This window comes from Brevundimonas sp. TWP1-3 (assembly GCF_049896085.1).
Classification (GTDB): domain Bacteria; phylum Pseudomonadota; class Alphaproteobacteria; order Caulobacterales; family Caulobacteraceae; genus Brevundimonas.
In genome coordinates this window covers 611,201-632,475 of record NZ_JAFCTP010000001.1, presented here as the reverse complement: position 1 = coordinate 632,475, position 21,275 = coordinate 611,201, and the positions used below count along the sequence as shown (strand labels likewise).

General features: G+C 67.4%; 23 protein-coding genes. 7 read left to right on the top strand and 16 right to left on the bottom strand.

The features are described 5' to 3' along the window. Window positions 1–49: 49 nt before the first annotated feature. The 4 genes from ACP693_RS03125 to ACP693_RS03110 form a co-directional block, all read right to left on the bottom strand. The gene (locus ACP693_RS03125) at window positions 50–1,003 is read right to left on the bottom strand and encodes a right-handed parallel beta-helix repeat-containing protein (protein ID WP_426019101.1); all 954 of its coding nucleotides are present in this window, start codon (window positions 1,001–1,003) and stop codon (window positions 50–52) included. 1 nt (window position 1,004) lies between these two features. Continuing rightward, window positions 1,005–1,802, bottom strand: coding sequence for a phosphatase PAP2 family protein (locus ACP693_RS03120; RefSeq protein WP_426019103.1), 798 nt, complete (start codon window positions 1,800–1,802; stop codon window positions 1,005–1,007). Further along, window positions 1,799–2,302, bottom strand: coding sequence for a hypothetical protein (locus ACP693_RS03115; protein ID WP_426019105.1), 504 nt, complete (start codon window positions 2,300–2,302; stop codon window positions 1,799–1,801). Before ACP693_RS03115 ends, ACP693_RS03120 begins: the two co-directional genes overlap by 4 nt. A 76-nt stretch (window positions 2,303–2,378) precedes the next feature. Then, window positions 2,379–2,648, bottom strand: coding sequence for a ribonuclease (locus ACP693_RS03110; RefSeq protein WP_409719629.1), 270 nt, complete (start codon window positions 2,646–2,648; stop codon window positions 2,379–2,381). A gap of 105 nt (window positions 2,649–2,753) precedes the next feature. Here ACP693_RS03110 and ACP693_RS03105 point away from each other — a divergent pair, with 105 nt between their 5' ends. Then, window positions 2,754–3,758 carry an LLM class flavin-dependent oxidoreductase gene (locus ACP693_RS03105; RefSeq protein ID WP_426019108.1) on the top strand — a complete coding sequence of 335 codons (1,005 nt, stop codon included), beginning with the start codon at window positions 2,754–2,756 and terminating at the stop codon, window positions 3,756–3,758. On the opposite strand, the gene ACP693_RS03100 is transcribed toward ACP693_RS03105, so the two are convergent. Beyond that, complete coding sequence (locus ACP693_RS03100; RefSeq protein WP_426019110.1) at window positions 3,755–4,726, bottom strand: alpha/beta fold hydrolase; 972 nt, start codon at window positions 4,724–4,726, stop codon at window positions 3,755–3,757. The genes ACP693_RS03105 and ACP693_RS03100 overlap by 4 nt on opposite strands. 49 nt (window positions 4,727–4,775) lie before the next feature. Between ACP693_RS03100 and ACP693_RS03095 the strand changes: the two genes are divergently transcribed. Next, a complete protein-coding gene (locus tag ACP693_RS03095; RefSeq protein WP_426019112.1) occupies window positions 4,776–5,612 on the top strand; it encodes an aldo/keto reductase in 837 nt (278 codons plus the stop codon). 180 nt (window positions 5,613–5,792) lie between these two features. Here ACP693_RS03095 and ACP693_RS03090 read toward each other — a convergent pair whose 3' ends face one another. Together ACP693_RS03090 and ACP693_RS03085 are read right to left on the bottom strand one after the other, a co-directional pair. Further along, complete coding sequence (locus ACP693_RS03090) at window positions 5,793–6,209, bottom strand: HIT domain-containing protein (RefSeq protein WP_426019640.1); 417 nt, start codon at window positions 6,207–6,209, stop codon at window positions 5,793–5,795. Next, the gene (locus ACP693_RS03085; protein ID WP_426019114.1) at window positions 6,206–7,111 is read right to left on the bottom strand and encodes an SIMPL domain-containing protein; all 906 of its coding nucleotides are present in this window, start codon (window positions 7,109–7,111) and stop codon (window positions 6,206–6,208) included. Before ACP693_RS03085 ends, ACP693_RS03090 begins: the two co-directional genes overlap by 4 nt. Before the next feature lie 139 nt (window positions 7,112–7,250). Here ACP693_RS03085 and mdh point away from each other — a divergent pair, with 139 nt between their 5' ends. Then, window positions 7,251–8,213, top strand: coding sequence for a malate dehydrogenase (gene mdh / locus ACP693_RS03080; protein WP_426019116.1), 963 nt, complete (start codon window positions 7,251–7,253; stop codon window positions 8,211–8,213). 208 nt (window positions 8,214–8,421) lie between these two features. On the opposite strand, the gene ACP693_RS03075 is transcribed toward mdh, so the two are convergent. Both ACP693_RS03075 and zapE read right to left on the bottom strand, forming a co-directional pair. Next, window positions 8,422–8,922 (bottom strand): YbjN domain-containing protein, encoded by a 501-nt coding sequence (locus ACP693_RS03075; protein ID WP_426019119.1) that lies wholly within the window; start codon window positions 8,920–8,922, stop codon window positions 8,422–8,424. A 35-nt stretch (window positions 8,923–8,957) separates the two neighbouring features. Further along, complete coding sequence (gene zapE, locus ACP693_RS03070) at window positions 8,958–10,049, bottom strand: cell division protein ZapE (RefSeq protein ID WP_426019122.1); 1,092 nt, start codon at window positions 10,047–10,049, stop codon at window positions 8,958–8,960. 150 nt (window positions 10,050–10,199) lie between these two features. Here zapE and ACP693_RS03065 point away from each other — a divergent pair, with 150 nt between their 5' ends. Continuing rightward, on the top strand, window positions 10,200–11,246 hold the full coding sequence (locus tag ACP693_RS03065; protein WP_426019125.1) for an aspartate-semialdehyde dehydrogenase: 1,047 nt from the start codon (window positions 10,200–10,202) through the stop codon (window positions 11,244–11,246). Between the two features lie 157 nt (window positions 11,247–11,403). Further along, the gene (rarD, locus tag ACP693_RS03060; protein WP_426019127.1) at window positions 11,404–12,324 is read left to right on the top strand and encodes an EamA family transporter RarD; all 921 of its coding nucleotides are present in this window, start codon (window positions 11,404–11,406) and stop codon (window positions 12,322–12,324) included. Here the strand turns inward: rarD and ACP693_RS03055 are convergent. The 7 genes from ACP693_RS03055 to ACP693_RS03025 form a co-directional block, all read right to left on the bottom strand. Then, the gene (locus tag ACP693_RS03055; RefSeq protein ID WP_426019130.1) at window positions 12,321–13,454 is read right to left on the bottom strand and encodes a serine hydrolase domain-containing protein; all 1,134 of its coding nucleotides are present in this window, start codon (window positions 13,452–13,454) and stop codon (window positions 12,321–12,323) included. The genes rarD and ACP693_RS03055 overlap by 4 nt on opposite strands. A 31-nt stretch (window positions 13,455–13,485) precedes the next feature. Next, a complete protein-coding gene (locus tag ACP693_RS03050; protein ID WP_426019133.1) occupies window positions 13,486–14,109 on the bottom strand; it encodes a hypothetical protein in 624 nt (207 codons plus the stop codon). A 120-nt stretch (window positions 14,110–14,229) separates the two neighbouring features. Beyond that, a complete protein-coding gene (locus ACP693_RS03045) occupies window positions 14,230–14,499 on the bottom strand; it encodes an ATP synthase F1 subunit epsilon (RefSeq protein ID WP_426019135.1) in 270 nt (89 codons plus the stop codon). Between the two features lie 2 nt (window positions 14,500–14,501). Beyond that, the gene (gene atpD / locus ACP693_RS03040; RefSeq protein ID WP_426019138.1) at window positions 14,502–16,037 is read right to left on the bottom strand and encodes a F0F1 ATP synthase subunit beta; all 1,536 of its coding nucleotides are present in this window, start codon (window positions 16,035–16,037) and stop codon (window positions 14,502–14,504) included. A gap of 37 nt (window positions 16,038–16,074) precedes the next feature. Further along, entirely contained in the window at window positions 16,075–16,953 is an 879-nt protein-coding gene (locus tag ACP693_RS03035) for a F0F1 ATP synthase subunit gamma (protein ID WP_426019141.1), read from the bottom strand. Window positions 16,954–16,987: 34 nt separating this feature from the next. Then, a complete protein-coding gene (gene atpA / locus ACP693_RS03030; protein ID WP_135194047.1) occupies window positions 16,988–18,520 on the bottom strand; it encodes a F0F1 ATP synthase subunit alpha in 1,533 nt (510 codons plus the stop codon). A gap of 78 nt (window positions 18,521–18,598) precedes the next feature. Next, the gene (locus tag ACP693_RS03025; protein WP_346495626.1) at window positions 18,599–19,153 is read right to left on the bottom strand and encodes a F0F1 ATP synthase subunit delta; all 555 of its coding nucleotides are present in this window, start codon (window positions 19,151–19,153) and stop codon (window positions 18,599–18,601) included. Window positions 19,154–19,558: 405 nt separating this feature from the next. On the opposite strand from ACP693_RS03025, the gene ACP693_RS03020 reads away from it, so the two are divergent. Together ACP693_RS03020 and ACP693_RS03015 are read left to right on the top strand one after the other, a co-directional pair. Further along, complete coding sequence (locus ACP693_RS03020) at window positions 19,559–20,341, top strand: endonuclease/exonuclease/phosphatase family protein (RefSeq protein ID WP_426019143.1); 783 nt, start codon at window positions 19,559–19,561, stop codon at window positions 20,339–20,341. A gap of 102 nt (window positions 20,342–20,443) precedes the next feature. Next, complete coding sequence (locus ACP693_RS03015; protein WP_426019146.1) at window positions 20,444–21,271, top strand: TerC family protein; 828 nt, start codon at window positions 20,444–20,446, stop codon at window positions 21,269–21,271. The last annotated feature ends 4 nt before the right edge of the window (window positions 21,272–21,275 follow it).

Sequence of the window (21,275 nt, the reverse complement as noted above, 5' to 3'; positions counted from 1 at the left end):
GCTCAGTCAGCCTTGAACGACCGCTTTGCGCAAGTGCGGCCCAAAGGCCTCACCGCCGGACGATATTGCGCGCCGTCACATTGCCCGTGGCGCTATCGCTGTCGTTCGCGCTGGAGCCGAACGGCCAGCCCCGGTCGTCCCCGCAATAGCGCCTTCCGCCCTCGCGCGACCCGATCACCACCGCGCGCGGACGCAGCCAGCCGGCGCTGGTGAAGACATTGTCCGTGATCTGATTATAAGACGGCGTCTGGTGCCGGATCACCCCGTCCTCGCCGCAGTTTCGGTACAGGAACACCCCGCCCTTGCCGCCCATGGCCAGCCGGTTGCCCACGATGCGGTTAGCGCCCGATCCATCCACGGCGATCTGCTCGCGTCCGGTTCGGATGTCGAAATCGTTGTCTTGGATCAGGGCGCCCGCGCTCTCGGCGTCCAGATAGACGGCGGTCGAGGTCGAACGCCCTGCAAAGGTCGAGCGGGTCACCGTGGTCCGTGTCACGCCCGGCCCGACGTAGAGGGGAATGGTCCCCGCCCCCTCGAACCGCACCCGGTCCAGGGTGACCCGGACCGGCGCCGCAGACTGGGCCGCCTGGGTATGACCCGCGGTGCGCGACGAGGCCAGCAGGTCGCGCATCGACCCGCCTGCCCCCATGCCCCAGATCCGCACATTGCCGACGACGGTGCAGTTGCGCACCGTGACATCGACCGGCCGCGACCACCCCTCTCCGTCACGCCGGGACCAGACGGCCACGGTCGGGGCAGAGGTTGTCGCCTGACCCGGCGCGCGGACAGCGCCCCCGCCGCAGTCCAGCGACGCGCCTGACGCCTCGGCGCCCTCGATCAGGACACGGCGGCGAATGTCGATGCCTGACAGTTCGGCGCGGCACCTGAGACGATAGGGCTGATCCGACGGCGTGGTCAGGTCGCGGATTTCCTGCGCCGTGCAGGGCCGGTCGGCTGGCGGCGCCTGAAACGCCATGGCGGCCAAGGCGAGCCACAGCGCCATGTCAGGGCAGAACGGTCGCCAGGGCCCCGCGTTCGGCCGCGCAGCCGGGGTTGGTCAGGCCGCTGCGACGCGCGGTCTCCAGTTCCGCTCGCGCCGCCGCGACATCCGCTTGGAAGGCGGGCATCTGCACGGCCTCGACGACGACGGCCCGGCCGATCTCCTCGCCTACAGCCACGTCGGTCGGATAATGCATGGCGCAGATCAGGCGGCTGACACCGATCTGATGGCTGATCCTTCGCACGGCCTCAGCCCGCTCCGGCTCCAGCGCGGCGAAGGCCTCGCCATAGGCCATGCCGACGGCGGCGCTGCCCGACGGGTAGGAGGCGCCTTGTCGGGTGGCGGCGTTTACGACCTGACAGGCGCGCCGTCGGGGATCGTCGCCGACCGGTCGGGGCCGCGCCTGTCGCGCCTTCACCCGTTCCGCCACGCTGTTCGCGTCATGAAACACGCGCGCCATCAGCCGATCCAGCGCCGGCGTCTCGGCCGACCCCAGCCGCACGCCCAGGGCGCAGTCGAAATGCTGCAGGGCCAGGGGCGGACGCAGTTCCGCGTGGGAGGTCGCCAGCAGCCAGCGATCGCCGTCTTCCAGCGCGACATAGCGCGCGGAGGCCGCCTTGTCCGCCAGGTCCTGGAGCGACCCGACCGTGGGCGGCGGCGGGACCGCCTCGGCCAGCCGCGCGATCGCGCCGTCGGCCAGAAATCCCTCGGTCGGCGTCGTCACGACCGGTTTCGGGGCGCCGGCGCAACCGACGACCAGCAGGATCGCCGTCGCCGCGCCCAGGGCGGCGACCGACCTCACTGCCCGGCGCTCCAGCCCAGCTGGACCGAGGTCGCGCCTGCATCCGTGGGCGCCGCCACGACCTGGAGCGAGGGCCCGTTCGCCTGGTCGCCGGCCGCGCCATAGGCCCGCGCCTCGCCCTGGTTCATGCCCGTGACGGATCGCAGCCCCGCCGCCTCCGCCCGCTCGCGATAGAAGGCCACGACCTGATCGGGCGAGGCGTCGGTGGTGAAGGTGACCAAACCGCCGGCGCCCGCTTCGCCGCCGGCCAGCAGCGGCTGTCCCTCGACCTGGGCGCCCGGATAGAGCGCCGCAAAGGCAGGCGCGCCATCGACCGCAGGCGCGCCTGCGGCGGGCGCGTCGTCGGATGGCGCGACAGGGTCAGGTGCCGGTGTCTCTGCGACCACCGCAGGCGCGGCCGCATCGGGCGCCTGTTTCGCATCGGCCGGCTTGGCCGTGCGGTCGCATCCGGCGAGACAGAACAGAACCACGGCGGCGGCTGCCGCCCTACGAAGCGTCATCGAAAGATCGTCCCTGACCTAATTTGGTCGAAGCGCCACCGTGGCGCATGCGTGCGGCGGCAGCAAGGCGCCGTCGTCAGTCGCCACGCTCGACCGCATCGGCGGACTCACGTCCCTCTTCCGCCAGGGCGTCGTTGATCTCGCGTGAATCAGGATCGTCGTCGGATCCCGAGGCCGATCCGCCCCGCAGCGATCCTGCCCGCGTATCCGATCCCGAATCACTACCGTCCAGGGCGTCGATCAGCGTGTCAGCCTTGTGCCCCAGATCCGGCTTTTCGCCCATGTCAGCGGCCTCTCTTGCGTCGTCGCAATCCACTTCGGGCTTGTTGGGATCGATGTCCGTCATGGCGCAGGTCTCCGTGGTGAGGATTTGAGTCTTAAAGCGCCCGACCCGGTTGCGGTTCCGCCCCCGCGCCCTTGAACCTCGGCGGACAGCCCCGATCTAGGCGTCATGATCCCGTTCTCAGTTCTCGACCTCTCCCCCATCGTCGAAGGCGGCGACGCCCGCCGCGGCCTGGACGAAACCCTGGCCCTGGCCCAGGCCGCCGACCGCCTCGGCTACGAGCGGTTCTGGCTGGCCGAGCACCACAACATGCCCGGCATCGCCAGCGCCGCGACCTCCATCGTCATCGGCCATGTGGCGGCGGGGACGCAACGTATTCGCGTCGGGTCCGGCGGCGTCATGCTGCCCAACCACGCGCCGCTGGTGGTCGCCGAACAGTTCGGCACGCTGGAGACCCTGTTCCCCGGCCGCATCGACGTCGGCCTGGGCCGCGCGCCCGGCACGGACGGCGCCACCGCCCGTGCGCTGCGTCGCTATTTCGAAGGCGCAGACCAATTCCCGCGAGACGTCGTCGAACTGATCCAGTGGTTCGAGCCGGCGTCCGAAAACCAGCCCGTCCGCGCCGTCCCCGGCGCCGGGCTGCGCGTGCCCGTCTGGCTGCTGGGCTCCAGCCTGTTCAGCGCCCAGCTGGCCGGCCAACTCGGCCTGCCCTACGCCTTCGCCAGCCATTTCGCACCCGAACTGCTGCTGGAGGCCCTGGCGCTTTATCGCCGCAGCTTCACCCCGTCTGACCGCCTGGCCAAGCCTCACGCCATGGCCGCGATCAACGTCTTCGCCGCCGATACGGACGCCGAGGGCGTGCGCCTGTCCACCTCGATGCAGCAGAGTTTCGCCCGCCTCTCGACCGGCAAGCCCGGCAAACTGCCCCCGCCCGTCGACGACATCACCACCGTCCTGACGCCGCAACAGATCGAGGGCGCCAAGGGCCGCCTGCTCTATTCCGCCATCGGCGGGCCCGAGACGGTCAAGCGCCAGCTCGCCGACTTCATCGCCCTGACTGGCGTGGACGAGCTGATGGTCACCGGCATGATGTTCGACAACGCCGCCCGCATCCACAGCCTGGAAATCGTCGCCGAGGCGCGCGAGCAGATGGCGATGGCGGACGCGGCCTAAAGCCCGGCCAAAAACTCGACCAGCAGCGCGCTCACCTCATCCGCCCGCTCCTGCTGGATCCAGTGCCCGGCCCCCGGCACGACCACCGACTGGGTCAGCCCCGGCGCCCAATCCTTCAGCCCAGCCTCATGCCCGCCGGCGTAGTGGCGCACCGGATCGTCCTCACCGACGACGAACAGGGCCGGCGGGGTGATCTTCTGCTCCTGCACGAAGGCCGTCAGCGACCAGTTCAGGTCCATCGCGCGGTACCAGTTCAGCGGCGCGTCGAACCCGGACGCCGAAAACGCCTGCACATACTCGCCGAAATGGTCCGCGCTCATCCACGGCGGCAGGGTCGCCGCGTCGTCGATGGTGTCGAGCAAATCCACGCCGTGCGGCATGAAGCCGGTGGAGCGCCGATCCGCAGGGGTCGCCCCGTCATAGGCATAGAACAGCTTCCTCAAGGCCGTCGCCGGATCGGCGTCCATCGCCATATGTGCGTCCAGCGCCTGGAACCGGCTGATGTAGAGATCGCCGAGGCCCGCCCGTTTCGAGATCGCGGCCATGGCGGCCGTGGGCGGTCCCTTGGGACGGCGCGGCTGGAACGGCACCGACAGGCCCGCCACCGCGGTGAAGACATCGGGCCTCAACAGGGCGCAATGCCAGGCCACCGGCGCGCCCCAGTCGTGACCCACGACGACGCAGGACCGCTTGCCCAGCGCCCGGACCAGATCGACCATGTCCCCGACCAGATGCAGGATGGAATAGGCATTCACCCCTGCCGGCTTCTCGGTCCCGCCATAACCCCTCATGTCCGGGGCTGCGACGTGGTATCCTGCCTGGGACAAGGCCCCGACCTGGGCCCGCCAGCTGACCCCCAGTTCGGGAAAGCCGTGGATCAGCAGGACCAGCGGCGCGTTGGGGTCTTCGAACCCGGCGTCCAGAACCTGTTGGACCAGGCCGTCGGTCTTGATAAGCCGCGTTCGCATTCCACCCTCTTTCGCGGTCTTCGCCGCTTCTAGTTTCGTCAGGACGGACATGACCCGCCTCGTCACCTTTGCGGACGGTACGACCGTTCCCGCCCTCGGCCAAGGCACCTGGGAGCTGGGCGACGACCCGGCCTGGCGCGACGAGGAGCAGCAGGCCCTGGCCCGCGGCATCGACCTGGGCATGACCCTGATCGACACGGCCGAGCTGTATGGCGACGGCCGCTCGGAGCGGCTGGTGGGCGAGGTCATCGCCGACCGCCGCGACGAGGTCTTCCTGGTCTCCAAGGTCCGGCCCGAGAAAGCCTCGGAGATGAAGATGATGCTGGCCTGCGAGAAGTCGCTGGAACGGCTCGGCGTCGAACGGCTGGACCTCTACCTGCTGCACTGGGAAGGCAACGTCCCGCTGGAAGAGACCGTCGAGGCCTTCCGCGATCTGGTCGACGAGGGGATGATCGCCCGCTGGGGCGTGTCCAACCTGGACCTGCGCGCCATGGAGCAGCTGATGGAGATCGAGGGGGGCGAGGACTGCGCCGCCAACCAGCTGCTCTACAATCTGGCCTCGCGCGGGGTGGAGTTCGACCTCTTGCCCTGGATGCAGGCGCGCGACATGCCGATGATGGCCTATTCGCCCCTGGGACGCGGCGAACTGCTGGAACAGCCCCTGATCCGCGACATCGCCAACCGCCATTCGGCCAGCCCGGCCCAGGTGGCGCTGGCCGCCGTCCTGCGCCACGACGGCGTCATCGCCATTCCCAAGGCCAGCAGCGTCGAACACGTCGAGGCCAATGCCGACGCCCTTGAAATCCAGTTCGATCTGGAAGACCTGGAACGCCTGGACGAGGCGTTCCGAGCGCCAAACCATGCGGTGCCGCTGGATATTATCTGAGAGTCCAAAACTTCATCCCGTCACCCTCGGGCTTGTCCCGAGGGCCCACCGCAGGTTCAGGCTCGGCAGTCTGACGTTCAGGGCGTGACTTACAGCCTCTTGCGACCGGGCTTGCCTTGCCGTGGGCCCTCGGGACAAGCCCGAGGGTGACGGGTTTGAGATAAAAGAGGATTTTTGGTCCTAGAGACCCGAAACCTCGTCATCAGCGATCACTCCCAGCAGCCGCCCCCGCTCTTCATCCGTATACGGAACAACCGGCCCTCGCCCCCACACCGGGTCGGGCCAAAGGCCGTCGTCGCGCCTTCGCCCGACCACATGCACATGCAGTTGCGCCGTCACATTGCCGATGGCGCCGACGTTCAGCTTCTCCACCATACCCAGTCGCCGAACCAGCGCCCCAGCCCGCACCGTCTCCTCCATCAGCATCGCCCGCTGCTCGACGCTCAGGTCCTCAAGCTCTACCGCCCCCTCGACGCGCGGGATCAGGATCAGCCAGGGAAACCGCGCATCGTCCTGCAGCCGCACATGGCACAGCGGCCATTCGGCCGCGGCGACCGACCCTACTTCGAAGGCCGGCGCGACCTCAAACCCCATCAGTTCAGCCCGTAGATGACGCAGGCGCTGTCGGTCAGGGTCTGCAACGGCGGTTGCAGCGCCAGCCGCGCCGCCTCGATATCCGCCTCGCTGGGGCCTGCCCCGCCTGCCATCGGCGCGGGCGGTGCGGGAGGCGGCGCAAATGCCGCTTCGGCGCTCACCCGCGATCCCGTCACTACGATGTCGTCCACCGTCGTCGCCTGTCCGCCGGCGGCATAGGACGGCCAGCCGGCCAGGACGTCCGTCTGGCAGACGCGGCCCGAGGGATCGATGATCTTGACTCGCCCCAGGGTCGCGCCGGCGTTGGTCGCCGCCGCCTCGGCCCGACGGCGCGCATCCTTCATCGCCTCGGCCTGCAGATTGGCCTTCCAGCTGTTCTCCGGCTCCAGGTTGAAGTTCACCTGGCCGATCGACGTCGGGCGCGAGGCCACGATCGTCGCATAGACCCGCTCGATCAGGCGCACGTCACGCACCGTCACGCTGACGGAGGCGTCGGCCTGATAGCGCGCCACGCGGTCGGCGCGGGTGTTGTCGCGCATCACTCCATTCTCGTCGCGGTATTGGTCATAGAGAGGCCGGGTGGTGACGCTGGTCTCGACCCGCACCTTGTCCGCACCGTAAGCCGACAGCGACTGGCTCAGCGCCCGCACCTGGTCGGCGGCGGCGCGCGAAGCCTCCGTTACGCTGCGGTCCACCGACTGGAAGCTGGCGGAAACGAAGGCGCGGTTGGCCTGGATCTCGACCCGCACCTGGCCGACCGAGGCGATCACCGGATCACGCATCCACCAGGGCGCAGGGATATAGCGGTCGCCGATCGTGGCGGGCGGCGTCTGGGCCATGACAGGCGCAGAAGCGACAACGGGCGCGGCGCACAGCAGCAGGGCGAGAGCGAGAGAAGGGCGCATCGAAATCCTCCAGTTGGGGCCGGACCTTCGCAAGCCTGACCAAGGCCGTAAAGCGAGGTTCTTGCGACAGCCGCTTGAGGGGTCTAGACCGCCCGCACGATTAATCCCCATTTCGCACACGCAATAAACGGAGACATCCATGGCTCGCGCGAAGATCGCCCTTATCGGCGCCGGCATGATCGGCGGAACCCTGGCCCACGTGGCCGCGCGCGAAGCCCTGGGCGACGTGATCCTGTTCGACATCGCCGAAGGCACCCCGCAGGGCAAAGCCCTCGACATCGCCGAGGCCACCGCCGTCTTCGGCTCGGACGTGGCCCTGAAGGGCGCCAACGACTACGCCGACATCGCGGGCGCCGACGTTTGCATCGTCACCGCCGGCGTGCCGCGCAAGCCGGGCATGAGCCGCGACGACCTGATCGGCATCAACCTGAAGGTCATGAAGGCCGTCGGCGAGGGCATCAAGGCCCACGCCCCCAACGCCTTCGTCATCTGCATCACCAACCCGCTCGACGCCATGGTCTGGGCCCTGCAGAAGTTCTCAGGCCTGCCCAAGGAAAAGGTCGTCGGCATGGCCGGCGTTTTGGACTCGGCGCGCTTCGCCTACTTCCTGGCTGAAAAGACCGGCGTCTCGGTGCAGGACATCCACGCCTGGACCCTGGGCGGTCACGGTGACGACATGGTGCCGATGGTGCGCCACTCGACCGTCGGCGGCCTGCCGCTGCCCGACGCCGTCGCCGCCGGCCTGCTGAGCCAGGCCGATCTGGACGCCATCGTCGACCGCACCCGCAAGGGCGGCGGCGAGATCGTGGCCCTGCTGAAGACCGGCTCGGCCTTCTACGCGCCAGCTGAAAGCGCCATCGCCATGGCCAAGTCCTACCTGCTGGACCAGAAGCGCGTCCTGCCCTGCGCCGTCTGGCTGTCGGGCGAATACGGCCTGTCGGACCTCTACGTCGGCGTCCCCGCCCTGATCGGCGCCAACGGCGTCGAGAAGGTGATCGAGTTCACCACCAACGACGAAGAAAAGGCGATGTTTGAAAAGTCCGTCGCCTCCGTCCAGGGCCTGCTGCAGGCCTGCAAGGACATCGACGGTTCGCTGGCTTAAGCCACGCATCAATCGAATGACGAAGGGCCGCGGAGCAATCCGCGGCCCTTTTTTCTTTTCCCTTCTCCCATTGGGAGAAGGTGGCCCGCAGGGCCGGATGAGGGTCGGCCGGTGGTCCAAATCGCACGACCCTCCCCTCACCCTTTCGCACAAGAACGACGGCTATCGCCGCCGTGCGCTCAAGCCCTCTCCCAGCGGGAGAGGGAGGTCATTGCGCCGCCGCATACCCCATCTCGCCTGCGAACTTCGGCAGCAGTTGCAGCCACACCGCCAGCGGGTCCGCCAGTTGCGTCACGCCTCCGCCCGACAGCACGACGACATCGTACTGCACCGTCGCGGTCGGGGTTTCGGCCGAGGTGTGGAAGGCCTTCAGATAGCGGTTGTCGCGGTTCCAGGCGTTGACCTTGTCCAGCGTCGCGCCCGCGCCCGGCACGACGGCGCTGAACTGAACCTCGCCGCAGACGCCCGCCTCGCAGCCGTAGAAGAAGACGGCCCAGGTCAGGCCCGCATTGGTCACGGTGAAGAAGGTCAGGCCGTTCTCGGTCTGCACCGGCCCGACCCGTCCGCCCAGCCCGGTGATCCACGTCCCGACCTCGGCCGGAGTCAGTCCGCGACTGGCCGTCGCGGGGGCCGTCTGGGCCAAAGCCGCCCCCGCCGTCAGCGGCGACACGGTCAATGCAAAGGCGGCGGCGAGGGCGAAGCGGCGCATGGAAACTCTCCGAAGGTCAGCCGTCACCCTAGCCGTCAGTCCCGCACGTGCGCCAGCCAGTCCTTGCTCTGCATCTCGTTGAACCGCGACACGGTGCGTTCGAACTCGAACGCCCCCACCCCCTCGGTATAGAGGGCCTCCGGCTTGGCCGCCGCCAGCACGATCAGCTTGGTCTTGGCCTCATAGAGCGCGTCCACCAGGGTCACCAGACGCCGCGCCTCCTGCTGGTTGGCCGAACTCAGGATCGGCACGTCTTCCAGGAACAGGGTATGGAACCGCTGGGCGATGGCCAGATAGTCCTGCGGGCCCAGCGGCGTGCCGCACAGCTCCACAAACGTCGCCCGCGCCATCGAGCCGACGGTGCGCTCCACCACCACGTCGCGGCCCAGCACGGTCAGGTGCGCCGGCTCTTCGGGCTCCCCGCCCTTCAGCTCGCGCCACAGATCCTCGAACCCCGCGCGGTCGTCCGGGGTGTGCCAGACCTGGGCCGAGGTCATCCGGTCCAGCCGCCAGTCGCGCGCGCCGGCCATCTCCACCACCGCGCAACGCTCACGGATGATGTCGATGAAGGGGACGAACAGCTGGCGATTGATGCCGTTCTTGTACAGGTCCTCGGCCGCCCGGTTCGAGGTGATGGCCAGCACCACCTTGTCCTCGAACAGGGCCTCGAACAGCCGGCCCAGGATCATGGCGTCGGCGATGTCGGTGACCTGCAGTTCGTCGAAACACAGCAGCCGGGCCTCCGACGCGATCAGTCGGGCGATGGGCGGGATGGGATCGTCGCCCTTATGCGTCCCGAACACGGCCTTGCGTGTCTTCGCATCGCCCTCGCGCCACTGTTTCACCAGGTCGTGGACCCGGGCCATGAAGGCGTGGAAGTGGGCGCGGGTCTTTCGCGGCTCGGGCGTCGCCGAATAGAACAGGTCCATCAGCATGGACTTGCCGCGGCCGGGCGGGCCGTAGAGGTAGACGCCCCGCACCTCCGGCGCCTTGCCGAACAGGCCGCGCTTGGCCAGATCGACCTCCAGCCGCTCCAGCGCCGCGATCACGCTGGCTTGCGCCGGATCGGGCGTTAGCACGCCCTCTTCCACGCGGATGTCGTAGGCGTTACGGATGCGGGAGGTCATGGGACGGCTGCTTAACGCCCTCTCCGCCGAAAAGCGATTGCTTCGCGGCCCCGAACGCCTATTTGCAATGCCGAACACCACACCAAAAAAAGGCGCTCAAGCAGCGAGGCCCCGCGGGCCGAGCGTAGCGCGTCCGAAGGACAACGAAAAATGGGTTATCGCGTCGCCATCGTCGGAGCCACGGGCAATGTGGGCCGCGAAATGCTGAACATTCTGGAAGAGGTCGAATTCCCCGTCGACGCCATCCACGCCATCGCCTCGCGCAAGTCCAAGGGGGTCGAGGTCTCGTTCGGCGACAAGACCATCAAATGCCAGGACATCGAACAGTTCGACTTCTCGACCGTCGATATCGTCCTGATGTCCGCCGGCGGCGCGGTGTCCAAGGAATGGTCGGAAAAGATCGGCAAGGCCGGCCCCATCGTGATCGACAACTCCTCGGCCTTCCGCAAGGACCCGGACGTGCCGCTGATCGTGCCCGAGGTGAACCCCGACGCCATCAAGGACGCGACCAAGAAGAACATCATCGCCAACCCCAACTGCTCGACCATCCAGCTGGTGACGGCGCTGAAGCCCCTGCATGACGTGGCGAAGATCAAGCGGGTGGTGGTCTCGACCTATCAGTCGGTGTCCGGCGCCGGCAAGGAAGGCATGGACGAGCTGTGGAACCAGACCAAGGCCATCTACGGCCTGGGCGACGCGCGTCCCAAGAAGTTCCCCAAACAGATCGCCTTCAACGTCATCCCCTACATCGGCGCCTTCCTTGAGGACGGCTCGACCGACGAGGAGCAGAAGATGTCGGACGAGACGCACAAGATGCTGGACCCCGACATCAAGGTCACGGTCACCTGCGTGCGGGTGCCGGTCTTCGTCGGCCACTCCGAGGCCGTGAACATCGAGTTCGACCGCCCCATGGAACCCGACGAGGCCCGCGCCATCCTGCGTGAAGCGCCCGGCGTCCTGGTGATCGATAAGCAGGAACACGACGGCTATATCACCCCCGTCGATGCGGCCGGCGAACATGCCGTCTATGTGTCGCGCATCCGCAAGGATTCGAGCGTCGAGAACGGCCTGAACCTGTGGGTCGTCTCCGACAACCTGCGCAAGGGCGCCGCCCTGAACGCCATTCAGATCGCCCAGCTGCTGGACGAGACGGGCGTGATCAAGTCCTCGTCGGGGTATCGTTCGATCACGGTGTAAGCAGCCTCGACCTTAACACTCACCGTCATCCTCGGGCTTGACCCGAGGATCGGACCTGACAAGCGCCCATGCATCGCCCGTTCGCATCAGCGGCCGATCGCCCGATCCTCGGGTCAAGCCCGAGGATGACGGCGAAGGCGTGGAAGGACATTCGCTAATGCCCCCCGCCAACCCCGATGACCCCCGCGCGGTCGGCACGGCCATCGCCTGCTACACCCTGTGGGGCCTCTTGCCGCTGCTGTTCATGGCGATGGCGGCCAACGGTTTCGGTGCGCCCGAAATCCTGGCCCATCGGGCCGTCTGGTCGGTCTTCGTCGCGGGCTTGGTCCTGCTGCTCGCCGGCCAGTGGGGCGAGGCGAAAAAGGTGCTGGCCACGCCGCGCACCCTGGCCTGGCTGGCCCTGTCGGCCCTGCTGATCGCGACGAACTGGAGCCTCTACGTCTACGCCACGACGCACCATGCGACGCTGGAGGCCAGCCTCGGCTACTATATCAATCCCCTGCTCAACATGGCGGCCGGCGCCGTGCTGTTCCGCGAGAAGATCGATCGCTGGAGCGCCGTCGCAATCGGTCTCGCCGCCGTCGGTGTCGTCGTCCAGACCGTCGCCCTGGGCCATGTGCCGATCATCGGTCTGACCCTGGCCGTCACCTTCTGCGCCTATGCGGTGATCCGAAAACGCGTGCCCGCCTCGGCCCAGACCGGCCTGTTCGTCGAATGCCTGGTCCTGCTGCCCATCGGCGCGGTCTTCCTGGCCTGGCTGACGATCCAGGGTCAGGCAGTGGGCTTTGCCTCGCCCTCGGGTCTGGCCTGGGCCCTGATCAACGGGCCGGCGACGGTGATCCCGCTGGTGCTGTTCGCCTGGTCGGCGCGGCGTCTGCCCCTGTCCACCGTCGGCTTCATCCAGTTCCTGGCGCCCACGCTTCAGTTCGCCTGCGGCGTCCTGACGGGTGAAGCCCTAACCCCACTGCGCATCGTCTCGTTCGTCTTCATTTGGGCGGGCGCGGGCGTCTTCGCCCTGGGCGCGCTCAACCGCTCGCGCGCCGCCAAACGGGCCGTCGCCCTCTCTGAAACGGTCTAGAGCGCCCCGTACAGCGCCTGCAGCAGGCGTTTGGGACGCGGGTCGCCGATCAGGTGGGGCGACTGGCGCGTCATCACATAGGCGGCCGACAGCCGGCGCGACGGATCCGCCATGGCCATCGACCCGCCCCAGCCGTAGTGACCGAAGGCTTCATCCGGCCCGAACACCTTTAGCCCGTCGTTGCGCATCAGCCCCGCCGCCCAGCTGATCTCGAACGGCAGCACCTTGTCCGGCCCGTGGATCCGTTCGCGCGTCAACTGCTCCAGCGTCCCCGCCGACAGCACCGACCGGCCGTCGAGACCGCCGCCGTTGGCGACCACCCCCATCATCCGCGCCAGCCCCAGGGCCGTGCCGTGCAGATTGGCCGACGGGATTTCCATCTCGCGCCAGGCGGCCGAACCCCGCCCGCCGGGCGCCGAGCCGCGATCCAGGAAGGCCGCCTGTTTGATCGGATTGACGACACCCAGGCTGGGCGCCGCCGTGGGTTTGCGCATCTGGGCCACCCGCCCGTGCTCGCTCTCCGGCAGGCCGATCCACAGATCGAGATCGGAAAAGTCCTGGCGCAGCGCCTGGCCCATGGTCCGCCCCGTCGCACGGCGAAACACCTCATTGGCCAGATAGCCGACCGTGACGGGGTGATAGCCCGAGGCCGTGCCCGGTTCCCACATCGGCGCCTGGGCCGCCAGCCGCGCCAAGACGGCGGGCACGTCGAACCAGATGGTCGGATCGACCGCTTCCGAGAAGCCGGGCAGGCCTGACTGATGGCTCATCAACTGGGCCACGGTCACGTCCGCCTTGCCCGCCGCGCCGAACTCGGGCCACAGTGAGGCGACCGTCTGGTCATAGTCGACCTGCCCCGCCTCGACCGCCGTCGCCATCAGGATCGCCATCACCGCCTTGCCGGTCGAGAAGACCGAGGTCAGGGTCGCCTCCGTGAACGGCGTCGTCTTCGCCGTATCCGCATGGCCCGCCCACAGATCGACGACCGCCTCGCCCTCGACCAGCACGCTGAACCGCGCCGCCTGCTCGTTCAGCCCCTCGGGCGCCTCGGTGAAGTTGGCGGCGAACGCCTCGCGCACGGCCTTATAGCCGGCAGCGCAGACGCCTTGGATGTCGATGGGATCGGTCATGGGCTGGTCTTAGCCGCCCGCCGGCCGTCTGTCAGCCGCGCGCGGGCGTGCAAAAACTGGGGCGCTCGCCCTCGGCGCGAAAGACGTTGGCGACGAAGGCGGCGCGACGGCCCTGTGTGCGTTTGACCAGAACGGCGATCATCGGTCGTTGCGCCTCGCCCGTACACCAGGCGGTGCGGCTGTTGTTGTCGGCAGGAATGGTCTGGCCTTCGACGAAGGCGCCGTGACGCGCCGTCAGGGCGACGGCCGCCTCTCGCAGCGCCTCGGGATCGCCGCCCTCCACCGACGCCGAGCATCCCCCGTTCGGCAAGGCCACGACGAAGACCTTGGAATAGGAAGCCAGCCGCCACGCCGCCGTCGCCGTGGGCGATCCAGTCGAGCGTGGCGCAACGGGACGCAGCCAGTGATCAAGGGCCAACGCCTCGATCGACGATCCATCGCGCACCGCCGTCATGCAGATGTCCGAAAACACAATAGCCATGGCGGCGGTCGGCGAGGTCAGCGCCGCATACGGCGCGGGCTGGGTGCGGCGCACCTCGGTCGGCTGTGCGGCAAAGCCGCTGAGCAAGGCCCCGATCAGGGACGCCCCGACCAAGGACGTCAGAACCCGGCACGTCCCGCCGCCAACGGTCCACCCTTCAGCCTTCGGCATCATCAGCCCCCCGTGATGCCTGATGGTTGCAGAAGCCTCCGCCCGGAGCAAGGGCACAGCCTATTACGAAAAAGGCCCCGCGCCGGAGCGCGGGGCCTCAGTTCTTTCGATCCGGCGTGCGGATCAGCCCGCGAAGACCTCGACAGCCTGTTCGGCCAGGATGGTCAGACCTTCGCCGTTGACGTCGGCGAAGCCGCCGTGGACGTCGTACTGGATCTTGGTCCCGCCGCTATACACGGTCACCAGGCCCTCGCGCAGGGCGGTCATGAAGGGGGCGTGGTCCGGCAGGACGCCGAAGTCGCCCTCGACGCCCGGCGCGTCCACCTGGTCCACGAGGCCGGAGAAGACCTCGCGTTCCGGCGAGACGAGAGAGAAGTTCAGCTTGCCGGCCATGATCAGGCTTCCGAAGCCATCTTCTCGGCCTTGGCGACGGCCTCTTCGATCGCGCCGACCATGTAGAAGGCGGCTTCCGGCAGGTGATCGTAGTCACCGGCGACGATGCCCTTGAACGAGCGGATCGTGTCGGCCAGTTCGACGAACTTGCCCGGCGCGTTGGTGAACTGCTCGGCCACGAAGAAGGGCTGCGACAGGAAGCGCTGAATCTTGCGGGCGCGCGAGACGACCAGCTTGTCCTCTTCCGACAGCTCGTCCATGCCCAGGATGGCGATGATGTCCTTCAGGCCCTTGTACTGCTGCAGCACTTCCTGGACCGAACGGGCGACCTGGTAGTGCTCTTCGCCGATGACCAGCGGGTCCATGATCCGCGAGGTCGAGTCCAGCGGATCGACGGCGGGGAAGATGGCCTGGGCGGCGATGTCACGCGACAGCATGGTCGTCGCGTCCAAGTGGGCGAAGGACGCGGCGGGCGCCGGGTCGGTGGGGTCATCGGCCGGGACGTAGATGGCCTGGACCGAGGTGATCGAGCCCTTCTTGGTCGAGGTGATGCGTTCCTGCAGGTTGCCCATCTCGGTGGCCAGCGTCGGCTGATAGCCCACGGCCGACGGAATGCGGCCCAGCAGAGCCGACACTTCCGAACCGGCCTGGGTGAAGCGGAAGATGTTGTCGACGAACAGCAGGACATCCTTGCCTTCCTCGTCGCGGAAATACTCGGCCTGGGCCAGGCCGGTCAGGGCGACGCGGGCGCGGGCGCCGGGAGGCTCGTTCATCTGCCCATAGACCAGGGCGCACTTGGAGCCTTCGGTCGAGCCGCCGTTCTTGGCCGGGTCCACGTTCACGTTGGACTCAATCATTTCGTGATACAGGTCGTTGCCTTCGCGAGTGCGCTCGCCCACGCCGGCCAGAACCGAATAACCGCCGTAAGCCTTGGCGATGTTGTTGATCAGTTCCTGCATCGTCACGGTCTTGCCGACGCCGGCGCCGCCGAACAGGCCGGTCTTGCCGCCCTTGGTGTAGGGGCAGATCAGGTCGATCACCTTGATGCCCGTGACCAGGATTTCCGACGAGTTGGTCTGCTCCTCGAAGGTCGGGGCCTCGCGGTGGATCGGACGGTATTGCGTGGTCTGGATCGGGCCGGCTTCGTCGATCGGCTGGCCGACGACGTTCATGATGCGGCCCAGCACGCCCGGTCCGACCGGGGTCTGGATCGAGGAGCCGGTGTCGATCACGGGCTGACCGCGCGTCAGGCCCTCGGTCGTGTCCATGGCGATGGTGCGGACCATGTTCTCACCCAGGTGCTGGGCGACTTCCAGCACCAGGGTGAAGGGCTCGCCCGTCTTCTGGTCGATGTTCTGCGTGTTCAGGGCGTTCAGTATCGCCGGCAGGTGGCCGGTGAACTCGACGTCGACGACGGCGCCGATGACCTGGGCGATCTTGCCGGTGGCGACGATGGAGCCCGGCGCGGTAGCGGCGGCGGGCGCCGTCTTGACGGCGGGCTTCTTGGCGGCGGGTTTTTTGGCGACGGTGTCGGTCATGGCTGGGGTCCGTATCGGAATGTCTGTTCGGTCGGGATCAGAGGGCTTCGGCGCCGGCGATGATCTCGATCAGTTCGGTGGTGATCTGGGCTTGGCGCTTGCGGTTGTACTGCAGCGTCAGGGCGTTGATGAGGTCGCCGGCGTTGCGCGTGGCGTTGTCCATCGCCGCCATCTGCGAGCCGAAGAAGCCGGCCTGGTTCTCGTACAGAGCGGCCAGGATCTGGGTCGTCAGGTTGCGTGGCAGCAGGGTTTCGAGGATTTCCTCTTCCGAGGGCTCGTATTCATAGACCGCGCCGTTTAGGTCGATGGGCTGGGCGTCGCCCTCGACCACGGCCGGGATCAACTGCTTGCCGGTCGGGACCTGTTGGATCACCGACTTGAACTGGCTGTAGAACAGGGTGACCACGTCGGCCTGGCCGTCCTCGAACGCCGTGGCGATCATTTCGGCGACCGGCTGGGCCGAGGGCAGGCCGATGGTCTTGTGGTCGCTCAGTTCGAAGGTGTGGATCACCTTGTCGCCGTACAGACGCGTCAGTTGATCGCGCGACTTCTTGCCGACGGCGATGATCTTCACGTCCTTGCCGTTGGCGATCAGGCTGTTGATCCGCTCGCGTGCGGCGCGGATGACGTTGGTCGAGAAACCGCCCGCCAGACCCTTGTCCGCCGTCGCCACCACGATCAGGTGACGATGGTCCTGACCCGTGCCGGCAAGCAAGCGCGGCGCGTCGGCGCCTGAGACGCCGGCGGCGAGGTTGGCGATGACCGAGGCCATCTTCTGCGCATAGGGTCGGGCGCTCTCGGCCTGATCCTGGGCGCGTTTCAGCTTGGCCGCGGCGACCATCTGCATGGCTTTCGTGATCTTCTGCGTCGCTTTGACGCTTCCGATCCGATTGCGCATTTCCTTGAGGCTGGCCATCCGGCGTTGCTCTTCCTCTAACTACCGGCGGGGTTCAGGCGAAGGTCTTGACGAAGGCGGCCAGGATGTCCTTCAGCTCGGCTTCGAGGTCCGAGGTCAGGTCCTTCTTGGTGCGGATGCCTTCGAGCAGGCTGGCGTGGTTCGCATGGATGCGCGCCAGCAGTTCCTTCTCGAACCGGCCGACGTCGCCCACGGCGATCCCGTCGATATAGCCGCGCGTGCCGGCGTAGACCGAGACGACCTGCTCTTCCATCGCCAGCGGCGAATATTGCGGTTGCTTCAGCAGCTCGGTCAGGCGGGCGCCGCGCGCCAGCAGCTTCTGGGTCGAGGCGTCCAGGTCCGAGCCGAACTTGGCGAAGGCGGCCATCTCGCGATACTGGGCCAGCTCGCCCTTGATGGTGCCGGCGACCTTCTTCATCGCCTTGGTCTGGGCCGAGGAGCCGACGCGCGACACCGAGATGCCGACGTTCACGGCCGGGCGGATGCCTTGGTAGAAGAGGTCCGATTCCAGGAAGATCTGGCCGTCGGTGATCGAGATCACATTGGTGGGGATATAGGCCGAAACGTCGTTGGCCTGGGTTTCGATGATCGGCAGGGCCGTCAGCGAGCCCGAGCCGTAATCCTCATTAAGCTTGGCCGAACGCTCCAGCAGGCGGCTGTGCAGGTAGAAGACGTCGCCCGGATAGGCTTCACGGCCGGGCGGACGGCGCAGCAGCAGGGACATCTGGCGATAGGCCACAGCCTGCTTGGACAGGTCGTCATAGACGATCAGGGCGTGCATGCCGTTGTCGCGGAAGAACTCGCCCATGGCGGTGCCGGCGAACGGGGCCAGGAACTGCAGCGGGGCCGGCTCCGAGGCCGTAGCGGCGACGACGATGGTGTATTCCAGCGCGCCGGCCTCTTCGAGCGTCTTGACGATCTGGGCGACGGTCGAGCGCTTCTGGCCGATGGCGACGTAGATGCAGTAGAGCTTGGCGCTCTCGTCGTCGGTCTTGTTGACGTTCTTCTGGTTCAGGATGGTGTCGACGGCGACGGCGGTCTTGCCGACCTGACGGTCGCCGATGATCAGCTCGCGCTGGCCGCGGCCGACGGGGATCAGGGTGTCGATGGCCTTCAGGCCGGTCTGCATCGGCTCGTGAACCGACTTGCGCGGGATGATGCCCGGCGCCTTGACGTCGACGCGGCGACGCTCGGTGAACTCGATCGGGCCCTTGCCGTCGATCGGCTCGCCCAGCGGGTTGACGACGCGGCCCAAGAGGCCACGGCCCACCGGCACGTCCACGATCTCGCCCAGGCGGCGCACGTCGTCGCCCTCGGCGATCTGGGCGTCCGCGCCGAAGATCACGGCGCCGACGTTGTCGCGTTCCAGGTTCAGGGCCATGCCCTTGACGCCGGCCTTGGTGAACTCGACCATTTCGCCGGCCTGGACATTGTCCAGACCGTGGATGCGGGCGATGCCGTCGCCGACCGACAGCACGCTGCCGACGTCGGAAACGTCGGCTTCGACGCCGAAGTTGGCGATCTGCGACTTGAGGATGGCCGAGATTTCAGCGGCGCGGATGTCCATGACGGGCTCTCTGTTCTTCAGTCTTTATGCGGGTGCGCCGATCAGGCGCGCTTCATTCTTGTGTGCGGGGAGCGGGCTTTAAGCCCGCTTGAGGGCGAACTTCATCTGGTCGAGCTTGGTCTTCAGCGAGGCGTCGAACAGTTTCGAGCCGACCTTGATCTTCAGGCCGCCCAGGATCGACGGATCGACGCGCGCGGTCAGCTCCGGCGCCTTGCCCAGGCTATTGGACAGGGCGGCGGTGATGGCGGCGACCTGTTTGGCGTCCAGAGGCTGGGCCGAGACGACCTCGGCGGCGACGACGCCGGCGTGTTTGGCGTAGCGCGCCTCGAAGCCGGCGATCACGCCCGGCAGATCCTTGGCGCGATGGTTCTGGGCCAGCAGACCCAGGAAGTTGGACGTGGTCTGTTCGAACTTCGCCTTGGCGGCGATGGCGACCAGACCCTTGGCCTGATCCTCGGCGCTGATGACGGGCGAGGCGGCCAGACGACGCAGGTCGGCGCTCTCGATCCAGGCCGCCTTCAGCGACTTCAGGTCAGCACGGACAGCGTCCAGGCGGCCGGTTTCCAGCGCCAGGTCAAACAGCGCCTGTGCGTAGCGATCGCCGACTTCCGTCGTTCTGAAATCATCAGCCACTGATTAGGGTCCGAGGTCGTTGTGTCAGGGTCGCAACCGACTGCGAGGCTCGCAACGGTCAAAAGCTTGAAATGCTTACGGAAAGCACGACAGAGGCCGTATCCGTAAATACGCCCCCTTCAAGCCGGGCGCCTGATAGCACGGGGTTTCGCCGCTCGCAACATTGCGTGAAGGGGTGATGAAGCCGCACCCTGTCGCATCAGGGCGTCGCACCCTGGTCATCCCTCCGTGAGAAAATCAGGCCAGACCCTTCGACGAGAACCCACAAGGAACTGTCGCCCCTGCTGATCGCCACCGCCTGCGCCTTACTGGCGCCGTGCGTCGTCGCCCCATCGAGCGTCCGGGCCAGGGCCCTGCCTGAGCGGCAGACGCCCCCCTGCGGACACCCCGCGCTCGGTGCGGCTGATGAGCTACAACATTCGCTATGACGCGCCCGACGATACGCCGAACTGGGCGCAGCGCCGTCCGCACATGGCGCGCCAGATCGCCTTCTTCGACCCTGACGTCCTGGGGGTCCAGGAGGCGTTGATTCCGATGGTCGCCTATCTGGCCGAACAGGCGCCGGCCTACGATCATTACGGCGTCGGCCGCGACGACGGCGCCCAGACGGGCGAGACGACGACCCTGTTCTGGCGTCGCGACCGATTCGAGGCGATCAGCGCCCAGACCCTATGGTGCTCCCCCACGCCCGACCGGCCGTCCAAGGGCTGGGACGCCGCCCTGCCCCGCACCGTGACGCGGGTCGTGCTACGCGATCGAGCCGACGGCCGGCTGCTAGATATACGCAACGCCCATCTGGACCATGTCGGGGCCGTTGCTCGTGAAGGCTGCGCCGCCTTGGCGGCGGACCTGGCGCCGGCGACGGTCGAGGGGGTGACGGCGGCGGTGGCGCTGATGGGGGATTTCAACGCCGGGCCGGACACAGCCCCCTATCGCCGCGTCATCGCGGCCGGCCTGCGCGACGCCCGCACCGTCAGCCCCGTCGTGTTCGGACCGAACGGCACCTACAACGCCTTCGACATCGCCAACGACAATGACGGCGTCGCTATCGACCATGTCTTCGTCGGCCTCGGCCTGTCGGTCGAACGCTACGCCGTGCCGACCGATTCCTTCGCCGGCCAGGTGATCTCGGACCATTTCCCGGTGCTGGTCGATATCGCCTCGGAAGGGGCCTTGATCGCCCGATGAAGGCCAGGGGTGCGACCATTGCGCCGCACCCCGTCGCTTGATCGGAACCCGCAGCGGCCCTAGCGCTTTCCGCTCAAGCTTTATTCTCCACCAGGAACCCCAATGCTCGACAGCATCACCCCTCTGCTCTCAGATCCGGCCGCCTGGGCCGCATTGGTGACCCTCATCGTGATGGAGGTCGTGCTTGGTATCGACAACCTGATCTTCATCTCCATCCTCTCGAACAAGCTGCCAGAGCACCAGCGCCAGAAGGTCCGTCGCCTCGGCATCGGCCTGGCCCTGATCATGCGCCTGGCCCTGCTGTCGATCATCGCCTGGCTGGTCGGCCTGGTTCAGCCCGTCTTCACCGTCATGGGCAACGAATTCTCGTGGAAGGATCTGATCCTGATCGCGGGCGGTCTGTTCCTGGTCTGGAAGGCGACCAAGGAGATCCACCACACCGTCGATCCCACGCCCAGCCATGACGTGATGGACAAGAAGGACGTGATGATCATGAACGCGGGCGCGGCGATCTTCCAGATCATTCTGCTGGACATCGTCTTCTCGATCGACTCGATCCTGACCGCCGTCGGCATGACCGAACACCTGCCGATCATGGTCGTCGCCGTCCTGGTCGCCGTGACCGTGATGCTGCTGGCCGCCGATCCCCTGGCCAACTTCATCAACAAGAACCCCAGCGTGGTCATGCTGGCGCTCGGCTTCCTCTTGATGATCGGCATGGTGCTGATCGCCGACGGCTTCGGCTATCACGTGCCCAAGGGCTACATCTACGCCGCCATGGCCTTCTCGGCCGGTGTCGAGGCCTTGAACATGATGGGGCGTCGCGGCGCCACCAAGAAGGAAATGGCCGAACAGGCCCGCAGCGACGCGAACGCCGCCGAGGTCCGCGCCCAGAAGGCCGAGGCCGAAGCCGCCGCCGAGCAGGGCTGAGGCT